21 protein-coding genes, 1 tRNA gene, 1 other RNA gene and 1 pseudogene are annotated in these 22,720 nt (G+C 65.9%); 20 read left to right on the top strand and 4 right to left on the bottom strand.

The window, feature by feature from the left end:
* The first annotated feature begins 2 nt into the window (after positions 1–2).
* From EGX94_RS07920 to ffs, 14 genes and pseudogenes are all read left to right on the top strand, one after another.
* Positions 3–497, top strand: a complete 495-nt coding sequence (locus EGX94_RS07920; protein WP_123826151.1) for a hypothetical protein — start codon at positions 3–5, stop codon at positions 495–497.
* 184 nt (positions 498–681) lie between these two features.
* Positions 682–1,668, top strand: a complete 987-nt coding sequence (locus EGX94_RS07915; RefSeq protein ID WP_123826149.1) for an IS630 family transposase — start codon at positions 682–684, stop codon at positions 1,666–1,668.
* A 12-nt stretch (positions 1,669–1,680) separates the two neighbouring features.
* Positions 1,681–2,073, top strand: coding sequence for a GIY-YIG nuclease family protein (locus tag EGX94_RS07910; RefSeq protein ID WP_021796345.1), 393 nt, complete (start codon positions 1,681–1,683; stop codon positions 2,071–2,073).
* On the top strand, positions 2,074–2,928 hold the full coding sequence (locus EGX94_RS07905; RefSeq protein ID WP_081707271.1) for an Imm51 family immunity protein: 855 nt from the start codon (positions 2,074–2,076) through the stop codon (positions 2,926–2,928). It abuts the gene before it with no gap.
* Between the two features lie 706 nt (positions 2,929–3,634).
* Positions 3,635–3,775, top strand: a pseudogene (locus EGX94_RS14365) (hypothetical protein); the annotation flags it as partial.
* A gap of 66 nt (positions 3,776–3,841) precedes the next feature.
* Positions 3,842–5,113 (top strand): polymorphic toxin-type HINT domain-containing protein, encoded by a 1,272-nt coding sequence (locus EGX94_RS13430; RefSeq protein ID WP_192962634.1) that lies wholly within the window; start codon positions 3,842–3,844, stop codon positions 5,111–5,113.
* Complete coding sequence (locus tag EGX94_RS07885) at positions 5,103–5,423, top strand: hypothetical protein (protein WP_123826147.1); 321 nt, start codon at positions 5,103–5,105, stop codon at positions 5,421–5,423. The genes EGX94_RS13430 and EGX94_RS07885 overlap by 11 nt, the downstream gene beginning before the upstream one ends.
* 102 nt (positions 5,424–5,525) lie before the next feature.
* A complete protein-coding gene (locus EGX94_RS07880; RefSeq protein ID WP_123826145.1) occupies positions 5,526–5,951 on the top strand; it encodes a hypothetical protein in 426 nt (141 codons plus the stop codon).
* A gap of 175 nt (positions 5,952–6,126) precedes the next feature.
* Complete coding sequence (locus EGX94_RS07875) at positions 6,127–7,194, top strand: IS630 family transposase (protein ID WP_081707272.1); 1,068 nt, start codon at positions 6,127–6,129, stop codon at positions 7,192–7,194.
* A 14-nt stretch (positions 7,195–7,208) separates the two neighbouring features.
* Positions 7,209–7,421: a hypothetical protein gene (locus EGX94_RS07870; RefSeq protein ID WP_021796346.1), complete on the top strand. Its 213-nt coding sequence runs from the start codon at positions 7,209–7,211 to the stop codon at positions 7,419–7,421.
* Between the two features lie 215 nt (positions 7,422–7,636).
* Positions 7,637–9,013: a polymorphic toxin-type HINT domain-containing protein gene (locus tag EGX94_RS07865; RefSeq protein ID WP_021796348.1), complete on the top strand. Its 1,377-nt coding sequence runs from the start codon at positions 7,637–7,639 to the stop codon at positions 9,011–9,013.
* Complete coding sequence (locus tag EGX94_RS07860) at positions 9,000–9,422, top strand: hypothetical protein (protein ID WP_021796349.1); 423 nt, start codon at positions 9,000–9,002, stop codon at positions 9,420–9,422. Before EGX94_RS07865 ends, EGX94_RS07860 begins: the two co-directional genes overlap by 14 nt.
* 506 nt (positions 9,423–9,928) lie before the next feature.
* Positions 9,929–10,573 (top strand): IS630 family transposase, encoded by a 645-nt coding sequence (locus EGX94_RS07850; protein WP_081707275.1) that lies wholly within the window; start codon positions 9,929–9,931, stop codon positions 10,571–10,573.
* 572 nt (positions 10,574–11,145) lie between these two features.
* Positions 11,146–11,242: signal recognition particle sRNA small type (ffs, locus tag EGX94_RS07845), an RNA gene on the top strand.
* A 255-nt stretch (positions 11,243–11,497) separates the two neighbouring features.
* Here the strand turns inward: ffs and ilvA are convergent.
* Complete coding sequence (ilvA, locus tag EGX94_RS07840; protein ID WP_226906015.1) at positions 11,498–12,772, bottom strand: threonine ammonia-lyase IlvA; 1,275 nt, start codon at positions 12,770–12,772, stop codon at positions 11,498–11,500.
* 128 nt (positions 12,773–12,900) lie between these two features.
* On the opposite strand from ilvA, the gene EGX94_RS07835 reads away from it, so the two are divergent.
* Both EGX94_RS07835 and EGX94_RS07830 read left to right on the top strand, forming a co-directional pair.
* Positions 12,901–12,988 (top strand) — tRNA-Ser (locus EGX94_RS07835).
* Positions 12,989–13,429: 441 nt separating this feature from the next.
* A complete protein-coding gene (locus EGX94_RS07830; RefSeq protein WP_021796342.1) occupies positions 13,430–14,263 on the top strand; it encodes a hypothetical protein in 834 nt (277 codons plus the stop codon).
* 42 nt (positions 14,264–14,305) lie between these two features.
* Here the strand turns inward: EGX94_RS07830 and EGX94_RS13425 are convergent, their stop codons facing one another.
* From EGX94_RS13425 to EGX94_RS07815, 3 genes are all read right to left on the bottom strand, one after another.
* Positions 14,306–14,545, bottom strand: a complete 240-nt coding sequence (locus EGX94_RS13425; RefSeq protein ID WP_021796328.1) for a hypothetical protein — start codon at positions 14,543–14,545, stop codon at positions 14,306–14,308.
* Complete coding sequence (locus EGX94_RS07820; RefSeq protein ID WP_021796331.1) at positions 14,542–16,131, bottom strand: class I SAM-dependent methyltransferase; 1,590 nt, start codon at positions 16,129–16,131, stop codon at positions 14,542–14,544. Before EGX94_RS07820 ends, EGX94_RS13425 begins: the two co-directional genes overlap by 4 nt.
* 165 nt (positions 16,132–16,296) lie before the next feature.
* Positions 16,297–17,067 carry an SDR family oxidoreductase gene (locus tag EGX94_RS07815; protein WP_021796332.1) on the bottom strand — a complete coding sequence of 257 codons (771 nt, stop codon included), beginning with the start codon at positions 17,065–17,067 and terminating at the stop codon, positions 16,297–16,299.
* A 227-nt stretch (positions 17,068–17,294) separates the two neighbouring features.
* On the opposite strand from EGX94_RS07815, the gene manD reads away from it, so the two are divergent.
* From manD to EGX94_RS07795, 4 genes are all read left to right on the top strand, one after another.
* Positions 17,295–18,509, top strand: a complete 1,215-nt coding sequence (gene manD, locus EGX94_RS07810) for a D-mannonate dehydratase ManD (protein ID WP_043120127.1) — start codon at positions 17,295–17,297, stop codon at positions 18,507–18,509.
* Between the two features lie 31 nt (positions 18,510–18,540).
* Complete coding sequence (locus tag EGX94_RS07805) at positions 18,541–19,566, top strand: zinc-binding dehydrogenase (protein ID WP_021796347.1); 1,026 nt, start codon at positions 18,541–18,543, stop codon at positions 19,564–19,566.
* Between the two features lie 61 nt (positions 19,567–19,627).
* Positions 19,628–21,133 carry an MFS transporter gene (locus tag EGX94_RS07800; protein WP_021796339.1) on the top strand — a complete coding sequence of 502 codons (1,506 nt, stop codon included), beginning with the start codon at positions 19,628–19,630 and terminating at the stop codon, positions 21,131–21,133.
* Between the two features lie 366 nt (positions 21,134–21,499).
* Positions 21,500–22,720: a metallophosphoesterase family protein gene (locus tag EGX94_RS07795; RefSeq protein WP_043120208.1), complete on the top strand. Its 1,221-nt coding sequence runs from the start codon at positions 21,500–21,502 to the stop codon at positions 22,718–22,720.

Raw genomic sequence — 22,720 nt, 5'->3', positions numbered from 1 at the left:
GGTTGAATGAACTCGTCAAGATAGTCCCGCCGAGTAATGCCCACAATATTTCAAACGGTTCAACACAGGACGACAGTGGTGAATTTCCGGAAAGTTATACCACCCTTGTCAACACCTATGGCCCGGGGTATTTTGATGACTTTCTTTATCTCTTGTCATTGAATAATGAAAACAAATACTTGGATGCTCGCTTTCAGACTCGTGCGCAACGCGACGCTCTGCATACAGTCAACGCCAGTGGAGAACGGCTGCCAGATCGCATCGAATCGATCGATGATCTCCTAGTATGGGCCATGACGGATAATGGTGATGTTTGTTATTGGATGCCATCTGGCACTGGGGGATGTGTTGTGATCATGGATAGTCGCGCCCCGGAATGGTGTTTCTATGACATGGGTGTCACTGAGTTCATGTACAGATTATTGCGCAAGGATATCATCGTGCCGATCTTCCCCCCCGATTTCCCAAGTACAATCCACACATTCTCTAGATTATGACAAGCTGCATACTGCAGAATAGTGCAGCTTGAAGATAGGTTGGCATGAAACGAAATCGTGTTTTCCGTGGGTTTCCTGTGCTGTTTCGGATGCGGTGGGGGCGTGCGGGTCGGGGTCGCCCCGGAAGGAGACCGCCGTCCTGGTCGGGTGGAGGAGGCGTTCCGACAATCGTGTGCTGGTGCGGATGAAGGCCGAGGCGGTCCTGTACGCCTCCCGTGGCGTCGACGTAGGCATCATCGCTGAAATGGTCGAGCGGGCCGAGAGGGTCGTGCAGGAATGGCCGGCCGAGTGGCGGGCCACGCGGATGTGCTCGGTCCCGGCCGGGCATGCGGGGAACCGGGACGCGGCGGAACTCGCCCGCGCCCGGAAGCAGGAACTCGAGACCATCCTGGCCCAGCCGCCCTCCCAGGCGGGTTCCCGCGCCGAGTTCTGGGACGTCCCGGCGATACGTGAGGTCGTGAAGATCCTGTTCGATGTCGAGTACCAGGCGGATTCTTCGTATCAGCTGCTCCTGCGCTTGTGCGGGCTGAGCTTCAAACTGCCCGACCCGTTCGATGAGCACCGCAACGAGAAAGCCGTCACCCGGCGCATGACCGAGGTGAAAACCCAAGTCAAAAGCTTGTTGGACCAAGGCTGGGAGGTCTACACGGCGGACGAGGTCCGCTTGGAGCACGAGGCCGAGACCCGCCGCATGTGGCTCCCGAAAGGACAACGCACCAAACTGTCCGTGGACCGGCAGAGGACGTCCCAGTCGTTCTCCGGCGCCCTCTCGTTGACCAGCAAAAAAGTCAAACTGTACCCGATCGAGGTGAACCGGAACACCGAGCAGACGATCCTCGCGCTGGACCTGCTCCAACGCGAAACCGAGGCAGAGAAGATCGCGGTCGTCCTCGACAACGCCCGATTCCACCACGCCAAGATGCTGGCCGGCCTCTACGAGCCGGGTCAGCTGTTGGAGCGCATCATGCCGATTCATCTGCCGCCGTACGCGCCCGATCACAATCCGGTGGAGCACGTCTGGAACGCGGCCAAGAGCAACATCGCGAACATCCAGCGCGAGACCCCCGAAGAGACCTTCGGCGCGTTCGCCTCATACATCACCGGCCGCGCCTTCGACTACGACTTCGAGCACCTCCCACTCCGCGAAACCAGAAACGATTTTGTTTCATGACAGCCATACCACGTGGCCACCACCACCGGACAACCCATCCTCGTCCACAATGATACGGCTTGCACTCAGGGCGATGATCTACCCAGGGGCGGTGTCTATACCTTGAGCGATCCGGATACGGGTGAGGTTGTTCGGACGGGGCGGACCAATGATCTGGCAAGACGCCAAAGCGAACACCAGCGAAACAGCGTGACAGAAAACCTTCAGTTTGATGCAGTTCATTATACAGATAACTATGCAGAACAACGTGGTTTAGAGCAAATCGTGTACGACAAGAATCCACAAGCGATGGCTTCCAACGGCGGTTTGAATAAGGTGAGACCGATCAGCCCGAAGAACAAGAACCGTGAGAGCTACATGGATGCAGCGAACAAACATTTGGAGCACGATGAAGGGGGAAGTTAGATGGTTGTAAGGTTTGGCGAAGGGGACTGGTTCGGGCTCCCGGTGAAGGGAGGTGGCTGGGCGTTGGGTGTTATAGCCAGGCGCCGGCCGAGGTCTTCGGCGTTGCTTGGGTATTTCTTCGGACCCCGCCACCCGGAACCGCCCGTGCTGGCGGATGCGGAAGGCCTGACCGCCGAGGATGCTGCCTTCGTGTGCATTTTTGGGTACCTGGGATTCAAGAAAGAGCAGTGGCCGGTTCTAGGGAAACTTGACGATTGGAACCGGGATGCATGGCCCATGCCCGTATTCACGCAAACGGCCAGAGGTTCTGTCAAGCCTGTTCGTGTCTTCTATGACCCTGATGATCCATCGAAAGTGATTCGGCGTGAGCTCATCCGCCCTGACGAACCCACTGATGGCCCAGAAAGCGGGAGTTTCGGGCACGTTGCCGTGAGCATCCGACTGGGGAATCTGTTGTCTGGTGCTGGCCAGTGGCCCGATGTGGTACAGTATCCGCCGCCGAGGCAGATCCCGAGAGGGCTGGTTGCTACACTCACCAGACCAGAGCCCGAGGCTGGTGACGATCAGGGTTGTCTGACGATCCAGGCCGGCGCCTGCCTGAAGGAGGTTTTCGCGACCCGGACTGATGAGGGTGCTGAGGGAAGCGGTTACGATTGGGCGTCCTTGACTCGTGTCCTGATCGATGAACGAGCCCCCGAACTGGCCGACCGAGTCGAGCTCGACCCCGACGCCCAAGAACTCCTCGTCTTCAGCACCGACATGGAAGCCCTCAAAAAGCTCAAAATCCTGCTTGAGCAACTCGTCGACAGCCCCAAAGACGCGCGGGCCCTTTTCAGCAAGGCCGAATTGGAATAGACGGACATTCCCAGCATGTGGACTGTCCGGATGCTCGATTTGCCCCGGCTCCCACGTGGAAAGCCAGCATGTCACCTTGGGTGTGACTTTGCCAGTCTGAACGTTGAGAGAGCATGGAAGTTTGTCCATCAAGCGTCCAGTTGAAGCTTTTCCTGGTTTACCTGTATCCCGTAGTAACAACTAGCAGGAGGCATACATGGCAGCCTACCCACGGAACCCATGGAGGGTGTTCCGGCCAGGGCTGATGATCGCGATCCATCCCCATGGACAAGCCTCAAAGTTGCGAAGCCGGTTCAAGAACGCCACAATCTGTTATCCAAGATGTCGATGATTTAAAACCACAAACCCATGGACTGAGATCAGAGGAGCTCAGTGACTGATTATGGCTTTGATTGGCTCATGGGTGAAGCTGATGGAAGGAGTGTGCAGGCAAATCATCCCGGGCACCATCGGATTGATCGAGGATCCCCTCCGGGAAGAAGGTCGCCAGTCTCGCTTGCCCCCTTGGACAAGCGGTATTTCGCGCTCTGCTCACGAGAAGAAGAGTACTGCCCAAGCAGCCGATGCCGCTCTTCTTGGCTTGTTCCGTGTCTTCGATGGGGGTCTTGGACATCGACCTCGGCGGGGAAATCAGGATTGCTTGGGGGTGGGCATGTCTTGAAAGATGATCCCACCCTACATGAGATCTGCAGGTCGATAGCCGCCGATATTTTCGAGCAACAGTTTCTTACAACTGAATAGTGCCTTCTGGCAGTCACGAGCTGGGGGCGCCCGGGTCTACGACCCCGCCACGAGGGGTTTCCTGTCGGCCGATCCCCTCGAACCCGTCACCGGGGCCGCGTGGGCGGCCAACCCGTACTCGTTCGCGGGTAACGACCCGGTCGGGTTGACCGACCCGTCCGGGCTGCGGCCGGTGTCCGAGGACGACCTGCGCGCCTACCAGCAGGCCTCGAACGGGATGCTGCAGAACGCCGCGAGCGCGGCCGGGAACTGGCTGTCCGACAACTGGGAGTACATCGCCGCCGGCGCCATGGTCGCAGCGGGTGTCGCGGTCATGTGCACAGGCGTCGGCGGGCCCATCGGCGCCGCGATGATGGCCGGCGCCCTCACCAGCGCCGGCGGCAGCATCTGGTCCCAGAAATCGGCCAACGGCACCGTGGACTGGGGCACCGTCCTGCGCGACGGCGCCGTCGGCGCCGCGACCGGCCTCATCGGCGGCGGCGCCTCCGCCGCGGCCGCCAGAGCCACCGCCGGCATGACCAGCTGCCTCGGCAAGAACATCCTCACCGGCGCCGTCGAAGGAGCCCTCGGCGGCGGCGCCGGCGGGGCCCTGTCCCACGTCACCGGCATCGCCCGCTACGGCTGCTTCACACCCGACACCCCCGTCCTCATGGCCGACGGCTCGACCAAGCGCATTGACCAGGTCCAGGCCGGCGAGCAGGTCCTCGCCCACAACCCGGCCACCGGCCAGGACGAACCCGCCACCGTGGAACAGACCTTCACCCACGAGAAGGTCCCCACCCTGCGGGTCACCACCACCAGCGGCACCGTCGAGACCACGGCCACGCACCCGTTCCACGTCCAGGGCCGCGGCTACACACCGGCCTCGGACCTCCACGAGGGCGACATTCTTCACACCCCCGACGGCCACACCACCACCGTGGTGTCGATCCAGGCCACCGGACGAACCGAGACCGTCCACAACCTCGCCATCACCGGCCACCACAACTACCACGTGGCCACCACCACCGGACAACCCATCCTCGTCCACAACAACCAAAACCCACTCACAGGCGAAAACGGAGCCTGCGAAGTTCTTGGGGATGCAGCGGAGTCGTCGGAAGTTCCCATGTACGAGAGCCGCAGCGCTGCTTTCCGAAGTGCTAAGCGCGATGCCGGCGTCCCTATGTCAGAGCAACCTTCTCTCGTTAGTAACGTGGATATGACAGATAAGTTTGATCGACATATTCTCGACGACAATGGACTGCCCATTTCGACTCGCGAATATCATTACACTGGACAAGGTCACGATCCCGTTATGATCCAAGATCATGCAGCCGGCCACGTTTTTGATGATGATGGCCGTGTAGGACAGCATTTTAATGTGAGGGACCCCCAGAGTCCGAGACATGGGAATCCGGATGGCACGCACAAACATTATCCTTGGAGGGAAGATGGAAGTTGACATTGACTTGAGATTTTTGTCGGATGGTGATCAACTCAAAGACATATACCGCCCTGGGAATGGTGCTACTTTTTCTGCTGCCTGCGATACAGTTTCAATCCACCCCGATTTAGGTATTGTGGAGATGCCGGTTTATGTTTTGAGTGTCAACCCAGACCATCCGATGCTCAAGGGGACAAAATATAATGCGTTGAGCTTCATCCTGAAATTCACTGGAGAGGTGTATGTCGACTGCACGGGGATAGCGAATTGGAAGCGCTCCTTGAGAGTGCAGGGTGAAAAAACAGTCCCCGGATCGAGGCCACACTGACCGCGCTTGGAACAGTCTTCCGCGTTACATGCACCAAGTGCAGTGTTGTCGATTTAAAACCAGCCTTCGTTGAGGTTGATTATTTTAATCAAAAGGAGCATTATGAGTCAATCAAATGAAATGCGACCGCCAAGTGACTGGTGGGCCAAAAATATAAGACGCTCGCGAAGTCTTTTAGAGGTATTCGGGCAACGACCAGCAAGTCTTGAGGGAGCGGCCTGCCGCAAAATCCAGTTCGATGCCCTACCGACCACGGTTTTCCTTCACGTCGAGTTAGCGGATTTTCCCGAGGTACCTCCAGCCAGATGGCTCTCGAATGGATGTGATACAGTAGCACTCAAGATCGAAATGTCTGACTGCCGCGATTTATCTGGCAGTGGAGCGGTGGAGCCCTGCTCAATAAACATCACCCCGGTAGGGGAAAAAAGTAATGTTATGCTTTTTGGTCCCAATTTTAATTTTGGCTTCACTGCAAAATACCCCCTCATCTGTCTAATGCGCGCAATTAAGAGCCAAGGCGTGCAATGATGGCCCGAGTCTATCTGAATGATGTGCCATGCAGTTGACCAAGGCGTCGAGTGAATTTTGACCCGTAACCAGCTTCAACATGAAGCGCATTGAGAAATGATCGTGATTATGGCTGACATGAAGCAAAACCGTATTTTTCGTGGATTTCCTGTGCTGTTTCGAACATGATCGGGACATGCAGGTTGAGGTCACTCCTGAAGAAACCGACGTCCTGATCAGGTGGAAGAAGCGTTCCGACAATTATGTGCTGGTGCGGATGAAAGCAGAAGCGATTCTGTACGCCTCCCGTGGCGTTGATGTGAGCATCATCGCTGAGATGGTTGAGCGCACTGAGAAGACGGTGCAGGAATGGCTGGCCGAGTGGCGGGCCACCAGGATGTGCTCGGTGCTGACCGGCCATGCGGGGAACCAGAACGCGGCGGAACTCACCCGCGCCCAGAAGGAAGAACTCAAGGCCATCTTGGCCCGGCCGCCGTCCCGGTCCGGTGTTCATGCCGAGTTCTGGGACGTCCCGGCGATGCGTGAGGTCGTGAAGATCCTGTTCGATGTCGAGTACGAGTCAGATTCTTCGTACCGGCTGCTCCTGCGCCTGTGCGGGCTGAGTCTCGAGCTGCCGGACCCGTTCGACGAGCGCCGCGACGAGCAGGCCATCACCCGGCGCATGGCCGAGGTGAAGACCGAAGTCAAGACCCGGTTGGACGCCGGCTGGGAGGTGTATGCGGCAGACGAGGTGCGCCTGGAGCACGAGGCCGAGAGCCGCCGCACGTGGCCCCCGAAAGGCCAACGCACCAAACTGTCCGTGAACCGGCAGAAAACAGCCCAGTCGTTCTTCGGCGCCCTCTCCCTGACCCGCAAAAAGGTCAAGCTGTATCCGATCGAGGGGAACCAGAACACCGAACAGATCATCGGCGCCCTGGACCGACTCCAACGTGAAACCCGCACCGAGAAGATCGCGGTCGTCCCGGGCGGCGCCCGGTTCCACCACGCCAAGATGCTGACCGGCCTCTACGAGCCCGGCCGGCTGTTGGAGCGCATCACGCCGGTTCATCTGCCGCCGTATGCGCCGGACCACAACCCGGTCGAGCACGTCTGGAACACGGCCAAGAACAACATCGCGAACATTCAGCGCGAGACCCCCGAAGAAACCTTCGGCGCGTTCGCCTCATACGTCACCGGACGCTCCTTCGACTACGACTTCGAACGCCTCCCACTCCGCGAAACCAGAAACGATTTTGTTTCATGACGGCCATAGTAACTATGGCATACACTGATTACGACCGCATCAGTGACAGTGAGCGCAGCGAAGGACTCATTAAGATAGGATACGCGCTCGGTGAGTATGCACGTGACCACAGCACCACTGATGCAATTCTTGACGCCTATCAGCAAGAAGAGTTCAAAGGGGTTTTCATCCGTAAGGAGGTTCGTGCTTTGATGGATGAGGTCCTCGCCGCCCGCACGCAAGAGTAGAGGACACGACGACGCCTCGCGTCGTACGGCTTCCGGTCTCCCACGAGGACGACCCCGACATGCGGCCACAAGCTGCTCCGCAGTGTTGAGAACTGAACAGAGTCCCCCCACCGGGACCATCGATGGCACGTTCCACGTCACCGATGCCGTGATGGCTGGCCCTCGCCACCAAGACACTGCGCCACCCCTCGTTCGCGGGTAATGATCCGGTCGGGTTGGTCGATCCGTCCGGGCTGCGGCCGGTGTCCGAGGACGACCTGCGCGCCTACCAGCAGGCCTCGAACGGGATGCTGCAGAACGCCGCGAGCGCGGCCGGGAACTGGCTGTCCGACAACTGGGAGTACATCGCCGCCGGCGCCATGGTCGCAGCGGGTGTCGCGGTCATGTGCACAGGCGTCGGCGGGCCCATCGGCGCCGCGATGATGGCCGGCGCCCTCACCAGCGCCGGCGGCAGCATCTGGTCCCAGAAATCGGCCAACGGCACCGTGGACTGGGGCACCGTCCTGCGCGACGGCGCCGTCGGCGCCGCGACCGGCCTCATCGGCGGCGGCGCCTCCGCCGCGGCCGCCAGAGCCACCGCCGGCATGACCAGCTGCCTCGGCAAGAACATCCTCACCGGCGCCGTCGAAGGAGCCATCGACGGCGGCGCCGGCAACGGCCTCCAATACCTCACCAGCGGCCAACCCATCACCCCCGCCGGGTTCGCCCAAGCCGTCGGCCAAGGCGCAGGCCAAGGAGCCCTCGGCGGCGGCGCCGGCGGGGCCCTGTCCCACGTCACCGGCATCGCCCGCTACGGCTGCTTCACACCCGACACCCCCGTCCTCATGGCCGACGGCTCGACCAAGCGCATTGACCAGGTCCAGGCCGGCGAGCAGGTCCTCGCCCACAACCCGGCCACCGGCCAGGACGAACCCGCCACCGTGGAACAGACCTTTGTTCATGAGAAAGTTCCGACTCTGCGGGTGACTACCACTAACGGTGTGGTGGAGACGACTGCTACGCACCCGTTCTACGTCGAAGACCGCGGCTACACCCCAGCCGAGCAGTTGCGTGAGGGCGACATTCTTCACACCCCCGACGGCCACACCACCACCGTGGTGTCGATCCAAGCAACCGGACGAGCCGAGACCGTCCACAACCTCGCCATCACCGGCCACCACAACTACCACGTGGCCACCAGCACCGGACAACCCATCCTCGTCCACAACAACACCAACCCCAGCGGATGCGGAACCGGAGATGTCAGCACTGATGATCTCCCCGTACTTGAGATTTCGAGTGAGCGCATGCCAAATATCGCCGACAACATCGAATCTGCCATCGATGCCGGCCATCCATCTGTACTTACTCGAACAAGTCCTGCTCAAGCTGTCCAAAATAGGCGAGAGGCATGCGCAGGTTTCAGTGGTCCAGGAAGTCCTGACGAATATCCCTTTGCGTCAACAATGGAAGGCGGCGCCGGATCCCAGGTTCGAGGAGTTCCTCTGCAGGAACAATATCGGCAAGGCGGAACGGTCAACGCGTTTTATCAACAAAATAGTATTGGCGTAGGAGATAAATTCAAAGTGCAAGTAACACATGATTGGAGTTGAGATCATGATTTCTTTTATGATTGTACCTTTTTATGCACAAATCTGGCTCTTTGATTCGACTACGAAAAATATTCCGGAAATGGGAGAAGAGCTGGGTAGAGTTGTGGCAAATGAAAATGTTGTTATGATTTTTACTCAACCTGATACAGATGGCGATGTTGAAGTGTCTATCGGATCAGTTGGTGATGATACGTCAGGGACTTTGATATACCAAGGAGAGATGAGTTTCTTAAGCGGGGTTGCTCGCGTCGGGAGCATAGCCGCGGGGGATCTGTATGATATAAAGCTTACCCAGAATATAGGCGTTCATGTCGAAATTTATGCATCGCCATTAGAATTGCCTAACAAAATCGATATCTTCTTTTCATCACGTGATTTGATTGAGTCCATTGAGAAGGTTCTCCTGTGAGGATCTAAAATGGCTATGGCCGTCATGAAACGAAACCGTATTTCTCGTGGATTTCCTGTGCTGTTTCGGATATGATTGGGACATGCAGGTAGAGATCACCCCGGAAGAAACCGCCGTCCTGATCAGGTGGAAGAAGCGCGCGGACAATTATGTGTTGGTGCGGATGAAAGCAGAAGCGATCCTGTACGCTTCTCGAGGCGTTGATGTGAGCATCACCGCTGAAATGGTTGAGCGCAGCGTGAAAACCATCCGGGAGTGGCTGGCCGGTTGGCGGGACAGCAGGATGTGCTCGGTGCTGACCGGGCACGCCGGGAACCAGAACGCGGCGAAACTCACCCGTGCCCAGAAGGAAGACCTCAAGGCCGTCTTGGCCCAGCCGCCCTCCCAGACGGGTGTCCACGCCGAGTTCTGGGACGTCCCAGCGATACGTGACGTCGTGAAGATCCTGTTCGACGTCGAGTACCGGTCGGACTTCCTCGTACCAGCTGCTCCTGCGGTTCTGCGGCATGAGCTTCAAACGGCCCGACCCGTTCGACAAGCACCGCGACGAGCAGGCCATCACCCGACGCATGGCAGAGGTGAAAGCCCAGGTCAAGGACCTGTTGGACGCCGGCTGGGAGGTGTACGCGGCAGACGAGGTGCGCCTGGAGCATGAGGCCGAGACCCGCCGCATGTGGCTCCCCAGGGGACAGCGCACCAAACCGTCCGTGGACCGGCAGAAGACGTCCCAGTCGTTCTTCGGTGCTCTCTCGTTGACCAGCAAGAAGGTCAAGTTGTATCCGATCGAGGGGAACCAGAACACCGAGCAGACAATCCTCGCGCTGGACCGACTTCAACGCGAAACCCGGGAGGAGAAGATCGCGGTCGTCCTCGATAATGCCCGGTTCCACCACGCCAAGATGCTGACCGGTCTCCACGAGCCCGGTCAGCTACTGGAACGCATCACCCCGATTCATCTGCCACCGTACGCACCGGACCACAACCCGGTCGAGCACGTCTGGAACACCGCCAAGAACAACATCGCGAACATCCAGCGCGAGACCCCCGAAGAAACCTTCGGCGCGTTCGCCTCACACATCACCGGCCGCACCTTCGACCACGACTTCGAACACCTCCCACCCCGCGACACCGAAAACGATCTTGTTTCATGACCGCCATACTTAGATGCTTACGCTGTTGTTGAGCCGCCTGTCGGGTGGCGCCCCGACCAGTGGCCAGCCGATCGCCCCGCTGGGTTCGCCCAAGCCGTCGGCCAAGGCGCAGGCCAAGGAGCCCCCGGCGGCGGCGCCGGCGGGGCCCTGTCCCACGTCACCGGCATCGCCCGGTACGGCTGCTTCACACCCGACACCCCCGTCCTCATGGCCGACGGGACGAGGAGGCTTATTCACAGCGTCTGCGGATGACGCCGTGACCAGGGGTGATGATCGCGATCTGGCCCCCTGTGAATAAGCCTGGAGGATCATGCAAAAATGATGGCCGAGTCCCTCGGCGGCACCCTGAAGAAGGAACCCGTGAACCGCAAGGTCCACCCGCCCAGAGCCCACCCGCACCCGGGAGGTGACATCCCGGATCGAATGGACGAGGGCCCCGCACCCCGACCGGGCATCACGGTGAGACCGCCGGCCCATGCGCCAGGCGGGCGGATCCGGCCGTCCGCGCCCGGCGGACCGACGCGCAAGACCTCCGGATTCCGATGCCGCGGCCCTGCGGCTACACTGGGGCGTAAGGTCTCTCGCGCGGCGGTACCTCGCCCAACTCCCCCAGGGTCGGAAGGCAGCAAGGGTCAGTGAGCTCTTCCGGGTGCGCGAGAGGCCCCTTTTCATGCCCTCCCCGTCCCTCCTGCGGGGACGCCGAGCACCATCCAGGGTCATCCTGGCGGACCGCCGGCCCGCCTCGCCGTGCGCCCGGCCGAACGGGGCGTCCCGCCACCGGACCGGCCGCAGACGGAGCCTTCCCGCCGGGCGGCGGGTCGAGCGGGCGGGCGATCCACCGGAGAGCCGGCCTGCGGCCGACGGCCCGCCCCGCGCGTGGCGCGGCATCCGGCCCACGGCCCGGACGAGCACCGGCCGCAGGGCTCAGACGAGCATCCGGTAGATGGCCGTGTCGGGCTCGAGCACCTCGACCTTGAGCGGCGAGCCGTCGATGCGGGCCAGCAGCGACCGGTAGCTGGCCGGGTCGCCGAGCTCGATGCCGACGAGGGCCGGGCCGGTCTCGCGGTTGGAGCGCTTGGTGTACTCGAAGACGATGATGTCGTCGTCGGGGCCGAGCACGTCGTTGAGGAAGCGGCGCAGGGCACCGGGCTCCTGCGGGAAGTTCACGAGGAAGTAGCGGCGGCGGCCCTCGTGGACCCCGGAGCGCTCGATCACCTCGGCGTAGCGGGAGACGTCGTTGTTGCCGCCGGAGACGATCACGACGACCTCCTGGCCGGGCTCCAGCTGGACGGAGACGTCGAAGGGGCGCCTGCTCAGGGCCGCCGAGGCGAGGGCCCCGGCGGGCTCGGCGATGATGCCGTCGACCTGGTAGAGGCCGAGCATCTCGGAGCAGACCTGCCCCTCGGGCACGGCGAGCAGCTCGGGGCTGATGAGACGCGTCATCGCGTAGCTGAAGTCTCCTGCGCGGGCCACCGCGGCGCCGTCGACGAAGCCGTCGACGTGATCGAGGGTGACCGGCCGGCCCTCGCGCATGGCAGTGACCATGCAGCGGGCGCCGGCCGGTTCGACGCCGATGATCCGGACGCCGGGATGGTTGACGCGCGTCCAGGCGCCGCAGCCGGACAGCAGCCCGCCGCCGCCCACGGGGATCATGAGGACGTCGGGCGCATGACCGAGCTGGCTGAAGACCTCGCGGGCGACGGTGCCCTGGCCGGCCGCCGTGCGTGGATCGTCGAAGGCGGGGACCATCGTCGCGCCGGTGCGCCCGGCCTCGGTGGCCGCCGCCGCGGCGGCCCGATCGTAGGTCTCGCCGCCGACGACGAGGTCGACGTGGTCGCCGCCGAAGAAGCGGATGCGGTCGCGCTTCTGGCGGGGCGTGGTGCTGGGCACGTAGACGGTGCCCCTGATCCGGAGCCGGGCGCACGACCAGGCGACGCCCTGGCCATGGTTGCCGGCCGAGGCGCAGATGACGCCCGCGGCGCGCTGGTCCTCGGTGAGCCGGGAGATGAAGGTGTAGGCGCCGCGCAGCTTGTAGCTGCGCACGGGTTGGAGATCCTCGCGCTTGAGCCAGACCGTGCAGCCGGTGGCAGCCGAGAGGCGCTCGTCGTACTGCAGGGGCGTCTCGGTGGCGACGCCCCTGAGACGTCCGGCGGCCTCGTCGACCATCCCGGCGAGTTCATTCATGTCCACTGCGCTCACCCGTTCATTGTGCCGCGCACCGCCCCGGGAGTCCGCACGGCGGCGGCATGCGGGAACGGCATCGGCAGGGCCCGCGCCCCGGACGCTCGGATTGGTCCGGGTCGGGGTGAGGCGGTAAGCTCTCCGGCGGAGGATTCGCCTAGAGGCCTATGGCGCTCGCTTGGAAAGCGGGTTGGGTTCACGCCCTCACGAGTTCGAATCTCGTATCCTCCGCCATCGCCCTCCGACGGATGCGAAAACGCTCGTCGGAGGGTTTTCCCGTTCCGCCGCACCGGCCTGGCCGCCGCCTGCCCCTCCCGCCCGCTGTGGTGCACGACGCTGGACGAGCACGCCTTCGTCGCCTCCCGTGACCTCACGCCGTACGTCTGACGAGGGAACCGGGCCCATTCCCTCTCCGGGCCCGGGGCCGTCACGGGAGACGACCCGCAGAGCCGTGGAGTCCCGGCCCCGAGACGACCGATGCCGCGCCCAACGCGCTCCCGCCCGGGGATGCGGACGCCGCGTGAACGCCCGTTCCGGTGACCGGAGACCATGCGCGAGAAGAAGGGTCGGCCCGGAAGAAGTGCGGGCCCCGGCCTTCACATCCACGAACCAGCAGTTTAGGCTCTCCTGAGTGCCTCATCGTGGGGCGACGGCTTCCAGACGGAGGGTCACGAGATGTCCTTGATCCCTGAGACGGGTGCGGCGACCACCGGCGCTCTCGCCGGACGCACGCAGTCGATCGCCCACCGGCTGCTCAGCGGCGCCGGCTGCGCCTCGCTGCTCGCCCACCGCCTGGACCCCCAGGTCGGCATCGAGTTCCTCGCGCACGGCCTCACCCCGTCCGGCCGCATCGTCGTGGCCTGCTGCCCGGTCCCGGGCGACGGGGCGGCCGGGCTGCCGACGACCGAGCCCATCGCCGTGCGGTTCGACATCACGAAGGCCTCGTGCGAGCCGGGCGTGCACATCGTCTCGTCCGCGGTGCACCTGCTCGGCACACTCGAGTGGCTGCCGCCGCGGGTGGCCGCCCAGCTGCTCGCCGACGGTCAGCTGCCGCCGCGGGTGGCCGTCACGACGACCCACCCGTACGGCCGCCTCGGCGTCGTCCGGGCCCGACGCGTGCTGCTGCACGACTCGACCGGTGTCACCCCGATGGACCTCGGCCCTCTCCTCGACGCCTGCACCGGCATGCCCTTCCCCACCTGCGAGGACGAGTTCGACGCCTTCGACGCCGCGATGGGCCTCGGCGAGGACGCCCTGTGGGCCATCGCCGACGCCATCGTCGACGAGCGCATCGCCGGACGCATCTGCTCGCGCCACGACATGACCGCGGGCTGCCCGCACACCTGGAACCGCATCTACTGCGTCGACGTCGACCGCCACGGGCTGACGCTCATGGCCGTCGAGCCGACGACGACGAGCACCTTCTTCGCCCCGTTCGACGCCCCCGTCGACGAACTGGGGACGATGACTGACGCGCTGCGGGCCCTGGCGGACCGGGCGGCGGCCTGAGCCGAGGGCGACGGGAGCCCGACGGGTGGGAGCGCCGGGCTCTCAGACCCCCGCGGCGGAGGCCCGGGCGACGATCTCGCTCTGGACTATGTCGAGCAGCTCGGCCGCGCGCAGGTTGAGACGGCGGGACTCGTCCAGGTCGCGGTCGAGACGCTCGACGACGGTCTCGAGCTCGCCGACGCGGCGCTCCAGCTCCGAGACGCGGTCCGGGGCGAGGCGCACCTGGTCATAGGCGCGGACGGCCGAGCCGGCGCTGTGGCGGACGCGGGACATGATGCTCATGGTCGTGCCTTCCTGATGAGATAGCGGTGGCGGGGGCTCGGACCCTGCGGGTCGACGATCTCGACGGAGTCGATCCGCATGCCGAAGCGATCCAGACGGTCGGCGAACTCCTGCGGATTCCAGAAACGGTCGCCGCGCGGTTCGTCGGCGGCCAGGTCATGGCCGTGGCAGCCGCCGCCGACCCCGACGAGTGCCGCCCCGCCCAGGCCGAGCAGGTGGCGCATGACGCGCATCGTGCCGTCCCAGCCGAGGAAGTGCATGCCGTCGAAGAGATTCTCGACGACGACGTCGACCGGCCCGCCGAGCGAGGCCGCCTCGTGCAGGGCGTGCGAGGTCTGGCGCGTCGAGTACTGGTTGGACTGGAAGAAGCGGACGTCGACGTCGGCGCGCTCGGCCCGCTCCCTCGCGAGCATGAGGGCGGGGCGGGCGTAGTCGCTGGCCAGAACGGGGCGGTCGGCCGCCAGGTGGCAGGCGGTCAGGCCGTCGCCGCAGCCCATCTCGTAGACGCCCGCACCGTCGGTGAGCCGCTCGGCGGCCCAGAGGGCGAAGTCGGAGGGGCGCGGATCGGAGGCGAGCGAGGAGTTGCAGCGCCAGAAGTCCTCCCAGTCCTCGCGATGGGCGTCGAAGTGGTTCTGCCACCAGTAGTAGCGGCGGGCGACCTGCGGCGGGGTCTCGTACTGGTAGGAGGGATCGGGCGTGGCCCAGCCGGGGCCGTACATGGCGACGAAGATCGTGCTCGGGTCGGCGGGGACGGGCAGCTCGTGGCCGCGCACCTCCATCGTACCCAGCGGATGGACGCGCATCGAGTCCATCGGCTCGTGGGCGTGCGCGGTGGCGTAGAACCAGCCACTCACCTCGAAGCAGGTGAAGATGTCGACGTAGTAGCGGTCGATCATCGAGCGCCCGGAGAACATCACCTGGATGTGGCCGGTGGAGTGACGGACGAAGTCGTATCCGGCCGCGCTCAGCGCGCGCTCGATGCGGTAGGACTCCAACGCGATGTCGGTGGGGTTCGTGCACACCGACAGATAGGCCAGGTCGGAGTCGTCGTCATTGGGGATGAGATCACCGTCGCGGACGGGGCCGAGCAGTGAGCCGCAGTGCAGGAAGGCCTCGATGCCGCACTCGTCCCGCAGGAAGTCGGCGATCTCGCGGGTCGAGGAGAGGAGGGCGTCGAAGAACCCGTCGTCCTTGTCCTCGAAGCTCTTGGCGACCCGGCCCCACTTGTTGATGACCTGCGGGCTGCCGTCCGCCGGATGGTTGAGCTCCAACGGCTCGTCCGAGCCGCCGAGCGTGACGGCGACCCCCTCGACCAGGACGCGGTCCCCGCGCGGGCCCACCTCGACGCGGACGTCGCCGGTGCCGACGAGGCGCGGGCGCATGGCGGCCGGCCAGGGCAGGTGCCAGCGGCCATCGGCGCCCCACCACCCGCGAGAGGTCCGCGTCGTCCAGATGCGCCGGCCGCCCAGGTAGACCTCGACCATGAGGTCCTCGCAGCCGGCGGGCAGGACGAGGGAGATGTCCTCCCCGGTGATCTCGAGGGTCCCGGTCGGGACGGACGCGGAACAGTGGTCCGGTACCGTCATCGACATACCTCCTGCGTCGTTCGGACACGGGCGGCGCGACGGGGATCGGGAGCGGGGATCCGCCAATACGAGCCTGATGCCCCCGAGCGGCCCGGCACGGCGGAGCCGCCGGACGGAGGACCCTTGCAGACTAGCGTCCAACGGCCGGGAGCGGCGAGCGCCCCGTCACAGCACAGAGGTCATGCCCCCGTCGACGAGGATGTTCTGCCCGGTGACGAAGTCCGAGGCCGGGGAGGCGAGGTAGACCAGGGTCCCGAGGAGCTCCTCGGGCTCGCCCCAGCGCCTCGCCGGGGTGCGCTGGACGACCCAGGAGTCGAACTGCGGATCATCGATGAGCGCCGTGTTCATCTCGGTCTTGAAGTAGCCCGGTGAGATGGTGTTGACCTGGATGCCGTGCCGGGTCAGATCGGCCGCCATCTCCTTCGTGAGCATCGTGATGGCGCCCTTGGCCGCCGTGTAGGGCGGCAGCGTCCGGCGGGCGAGGACGGTGACGACGGACCCGATGTTGATGATCTTGCCCGAACCGCGCTCGACCATCGCCGGGGCGAGGGCCCGGGAGACGTAGAACACGCCGCTCAGGTTCGTCCCGATGACCTCGTCCCACTGCTCCACCGGGAATTCGTGGAACGGCGCCCTGCGCTGGACCCCGGCGTTGTTGACGAGGATGTCGGGGACCCCGACCTCGTCGACGAGGGCCGCGACGGCCGCCGAGACGTCCTCGCGGTCGGCCACGTCGAAGATGCAGGACGCGGTCCTCACGCGGTACTGCCGGGCGATGTCGGCGGCCTGCGCCTCGACGACGTCGCGGTGGCGCCCGTGGACGATGATGTCGCACCCGGCGGCGGCGAGGCCGCGGGCGTACACGTTCCCCAGTCCGCGCCCCGATCCGGTGACCAGGGCGAGTCGGCCCGAGATGTCGAATGACGGCGATGTCATGCCAACCTCCTCCTTCTCCCCGGCGCGGGGAGGCTCGACGTCGGGTCGACCCCGGTTCCCCGAACGGGACCACTTGCCACCCGACCCCGAATAGGGTAACACTATGTTTCATTCAGTGATATATCTATTTCATTGTTAAAAATGAGTTGAAGGGTGCGCGGCGTCGCGAGGACGGGCGCCAGACCCCGGGCCCGCCGACGGCGGGCACGAGCGGACAGGTGGGCCTCATGGCAGACAGGATCGAGTCGGTCGACGTCATCGTCGCCAGCCCGGGACGGAACTACGTGACCGTCCGGATCACGACGGCGGACGGCGTCGTGGGCCTCGGCGACGCCACGGTGAACGGCAGGGAGCTGGCGGTGGCCTCCTGTCTGCGCGATCACATCGCCCCCACCCTCATCGGGCGCGACCCGGGCGCCATCGAGGACACCTGGCAGTACCTGTACCGCGGCGCCTACTGGCGCCGGGGCCCCCTCACGATGGCCGCCATCGGCGGCGTCGACACGGCCCTGTGGGACATCCTCGGCAGGCGCACCGGCCAGCCCGTGCACCAGCTCCTGGGCGGCAGGGTCCGCGAGCACCTCACCGCCTACCGGCACGCGTTCGGCTGGGACCTGCCGTCCCTCCTCGACCAGGTCGACCGCCGTCTGGCGGAGGGATGCACCCACGTCCGGGTCCAGAGCGGCGTGCCCGGCCTCGACACCGTCTACGGGGTCTCGCGCGAGACCGTCTACGAGCCCGCGGGCCGCGCCGCGCGTCCGGTCGAGGAGCGGTGGGACGCCGAGCGCTACATCGCGACCGTGCCGGGCGTCCTGGGCGCCGTGCGCGAGCACGTCGGAGACGGCATCGGTCTGCTCCACGACGCCCACCACCGGCTCACCCCCAACCAGGCGGCCCGTCTCGCCAGGGCCGTGGAGCCGGTCGGCCTGTACTGGCTCGAGGACGTCACCCCGGCCGAGGACCAGGAGGCCCTGGCCCTCGTGCGGAGCCACACGACGACCCCGTTGGCGATCGGCGAGGTCTTCAACACGGTCTGGGACTGCCAGCGGATCATCGAGGAACGGCTCACCGACTACATCCGGTGCGCCGTCGTCCACGCGGGCGGCATCAGCCACGCCCGCAAGATCTTCGCCCTGGCCGAGATCCACGGCGTCGGGGCCGCGCCCCACGGCCCCTCCGACATCTCGCCGATCGGGCTGGCGGCGTCGATCCATCTCGGCATGGCGACCCACAACGCCGCCATCCAGGAGTACATGGGCCACCCCGAGCCGGCCCACGAGGCGTTCCCCCACGCATGGACCTTCTCCGACGGGCACCTCGACCCCGGCGACGCGCCCGGTCTCGGGGTCGAGCTGGACGAGAAGGTCCTCCTGGCCCACCCCTACGACGCCGCCCACCTGCCCGTCGCCCGTGCGCTCGACGGCACGCTCACCGACTGGTGAGCGCGGAAACCCCTCACGGAAGGACCCACCGATGAAATCGCTCAAGATCCTCGGCCCGGAGACCATGGTCGTCCAGGATCTTCCCGTCCCCGACCCGGGGGACGACGAGGTCCGCGTCCGGATCCACTACGTCGGCATCTGCGGCTCGGACCTCAACTACTACTTCAAGGGCGCCAACGGTCCCAACACGGTTCGGGAACCCTTCAGCTTCGGCCACGAGATGTCCGGTGTCATCGACGAGGACCCCTCCGGCACCTACGCGCCGGGCACGCCCGTCACCGTCGCCCCGGCCTCGCCCGGCCGGCCCGTCGCCGGGCTCGAGGCCAAGCCCTACCTGTGGCCCGGCAGCCACTACATGGGCAGCGCCGCGAACATCCCCCACGACCAGGGCGGGGCCAGCGAGTACGTCGTCATCAAGCGGTGCATGGTCCGGGTGCTGCCCGAGTCCGTCCCCCTGAGGAACGGGGCGCTCGCCGAGCCCCTGGCGGTGGCTCTCCACGCGCTGGCCATCGCCGGGCGCAGCTCGGACGGCATCGCGGACCGCGATCTCCTCGTGTCCGGCTCGGGCCCCATCGGGCTCCTCGTCGCGGGCGCCGCGAAGATCCTCGGGGCGCGCTCCGTCACGTCGAGCGACATGCTGGCGGGCCCCCTCGAGCGGGCCCGCGCGCTCGGCGTCGACCGGACCGTCCGACTGGACCGGGAGAGCCCGGACGACTCGGGATACGACGTCGTGCTCGAGTGCTCTGGCTCGCCGCGGGCCGTCGAACCGGCCATCCGGGCGGCCCGCAGGTCCGGCACGGTGTGCCAGGTGGGGACGCTGCCCGACGAGGACATCCAGGTCAACATCGCCCACCTCGAGACCAAGGAGATCCGGTACGTCGGAACCTTCCGCTACGACGCGGAGATCGACGAGGCGATCGCCATGATCGCCGGGCACCCGCGGATCGCCACGGCGGTGACGCACACCTTCCCCGCCGAGCGGGCCGTCGAGGCCTTCGCCACGGCCCGCGACAGTGAGAGCTCCGGCAAGGTCCTCGTCACCATGTGGACGGACTGACCGCCCGCACCATCCAGAAGCAGAACGACCCGCTGAGCAGAAGGGACGAGGAGGTCTCATCATGTCGAACGAGGAGAAGCAACGCCGGAGGGTGACCACGGTCCGCTCCGCCAACGGAGTGGTGGTCGAGCGGACCGTCTCCGACCTGGCCCGAGCGGCGGTCTCGGGCTGGCTGGGAACCGCCCTGGAGTTCATGGACTTCCAGCTGTACTCGCTGGCCGCCGCGCTCGTCTTCAACCACATATTCTTCGCCAACGAGAACGCCGCCATGGCCGTCGTGGCGGCGATGGCCACCTACGGCGTGGGCTATCTCAGTCGCCCGCTCGGGGCCTGGTTCTTCGGCCGGCTGGGCGACCGCACCGGCCGCACCAAGGTGCTCTACTACACCATCGCGCTCATGGGGGTCTCGACGACCCTCATCGGCGCCCTGCCGACCTACGCGCAGGTCGGCATCCTCGCCCCGATCCTCCTCGTCGCCCTGCGGCTCCTCCAGGGCTTCGGAGCGGGGGCCGAGATCGCCGGCTCGTCCGTCATGCTCACCGAGTACGCGCCGAGCCACCGCCGGGGCCTCGTCGGCTCCCTCGTCGCCCTCGGCACGAACTCCGGGACCCTGCTGGCCTCCGCCATCTGGGGCGTCCTCGTGGATGCGATGTTCGACGAGACGCTCCTGTCCTGGGGCTGGCGGGTCCCCTTCCTGGGATCGGTGGTCATCCTCCTCTTCGCGGTGTGGATCAGGCGCTCCCTCAAGGAGTCCCCGGTCTTCGAGGCCAGGGCGGACGTCAAGGACGGGGTCGCGGTCTCCAGGTCCGAGCTGCGCGAGATCATCGCCGAGGGCGGCGCCGACGAGGTGCGCAGCCCCGGCCGGAGGAAGGGCCGCGGCTTCGTCGCCGCCTTCTTCCTCCGCCTGGGGCAGGCCGGCAACTCCGGGATGATCCAGACCTACCTCGTGAGCTACATCACCGCCGTGCTCCTCATGAGCAAGTCCGTCGGCACCAGCGTCGTCATCGTGTCGTCGCTCGTGGGCTTCGCGACGGTCCCCCTCGTCGGCTGGCTGAGCGACATCTTCGGGCGCAAGACGATGTACATCCTCATGGCGTCCATCGCGATCGTCCTGGCGTTCCCGATGATGTACGTCCTGTCCGGCAGGACGGTGCCCGCCGTGTTCGCCGGCTACATCATCATGCACCAGACGTCGGTCCTCGCCATGGCGTCGCTGGAGAACCTCACGATGTCGGAGATCTTCGGCGCCAGGAACCGCTACACCCAGCTCGCCCTCGCCAAGGAGCTCGCAGCGATCCTCGGCACCGGCGCCGGCCCGGTCATCGCATCGGCCTGGGTCGCCGCGGCCACCGGCTCCTGGCTGCCCATCGCGATCATGCTCGTGTTCTTCTCCGTGTGCTCGCTGTCGGCGGCCATCGGAATGCCCGAGGTCGCGGGTCGTGACCTCACCCTGCTGACCGACTGCAGGCGGGGCGAGTCCGAGATCGGGCCGTTCGCCCGCCACGAGCGGGCGGCTCTGGGCGCCGACGGGACGCAGGACGAGCCGGCCCCGTCGCCGACGGCCTGACCCCTCCGGCGGGGTCCGCGGGCGGGTCCGGGATCCGACCGGCGCGCGGAGCGGATGCCCTCCGAGCCGGGAACGGAGGCAGCCGGCCCGTGCGGGGGGCGTCGGTACTCCGCCAGGCTGCTGCAGTATCGGTCCGTCTCCAGCCGGCCCGTGCGGGGGCCTCGGGCTGACTCCGGCGCCGCACCCCCGCCGGGGTCCACTCCGGCGGGGGTGCGGCCGTGGCCGACGGCGACGGGACGCGCGCGGGGTTGTGCCCGGCACAGGTCCGGGTGCGGCCGTGGCCGACGGCGACGGGACGCGCCGCCCGGGCCCGCCCCGGGGCGGGCCCGGGCGGAATCGTCACCGATCGCCCCTACCCTTCTTGTCATGAGGATCCTGCACACGAGCGACTGGCACCTGGGACGCACCCTGCACGGGGTCGACCTGTCGGGGCCCCAGGCGCGCTTCCTCGACCACCTGGTCGAGCTGGCGTCGGCCGAACGGGTCGACGCCGTGCTCGTCTCGGGTGACGTCTTCGACCGGGCCCTGCCCCCGGTCGGCGCCGTCGAGATGCTCGACGACGCGCTGGCCAGGCTGTGCGCCCTCACGAGGGTCGTCATCATTCCCGGCAACCACGACAGCCCGCAGCGCCTCGGTCTCAACGCCCGGCTGCTCGGCGAGCGGCTGCGCATCCTCACCCGTCCGTCACGGGCCGGCGAGTCGGTGGTCGTCCCGGAGGCCGACGGTTCGGCAGGGCTGCTCGTCCACGCCCTGCCCTATCTCGACCCCGACATGACGCGCGCCGAGCTCGCCGAGGCCGTCGGGGCCGACGAGCCGCTGGCCCGCTCCCACGAGGCGGTCGTCCGGGCCGCGCTGGGGCTCGTCCGGGCCGCCCTGACCGCCCGGCGCCGGGGCGGGGCCGAGCGGGTTCCGGCAGTGGTCATGGCCCACGAGTTCGTCACCGGCGGGCGGGCCAGCGACTCCGAGCGCGATCTGCGCATCGGCGGCGTCGACTCCGTGCCGGCCGCGCTGTTCTCGTCCGTCGGCGCCGACTACGTCGCGCTGGGGCACCTGCACGGCCCGCAGGCCGTCGCCGGCTCGCGCGACCCCGACGCCGACCGCGGAGCCTGCGCCCGCCCCGGGCCGGTGATGCGCTACGCGGGCTCCCCCCTGGCGTTCTCCTTCTCGGAGAAGGACCAGCGCAAGTCCACGGCCGTCGTCGACTTCGACGCCTCCGGCGCGGTGAGCCGGGTGCGGCTCGTGCCCGCGCCGGTGCCGCGACGCCTGTCCGACGTGGCGGGCGGACTCGACGAGGTGCTCGGGCGCCGTTTCGAGGCCCGGCGCGACGACTGGGTGCGCGTCGTCGTCACCGGCGCCGAGCGCCCCGACGACCTCGTCCGCACTGTCAGGCGGGTCTTCCCGCACGCCCTTCAGGTGCTCTTCGAGCCCACCGGGCGCGGACCCGGGGCGTCCGGAGCCATCGGCCGGGCCTCGGATCCGCTCCGGGTCGCCGACGAGTTCGTCGAGCAGGTGTCGGGACGCGCGCCGAGCGACGCCGAGCACGCGGTGCTCGCACAGGCGCTCGAGGCCGCCGGGAGGCGGGGCTGA

Source organism: Propionibacterium acidifaciens, assembly GCF_003798325.1.
In the GTDB taxonomy this organism is placed as follows: domain Bacteria; phylum Actinomycetota; class Actinomycetes; order Propionibacteriales; family Propionibacteriaceae; genus Propionibacterium; species Propionibacterium acidifaciens.
The sequence above is the reverse complement of the archived record's forward strand: the minus strand, read 5'-3'. Positions and strand labels throughout refer to the sequence as shown.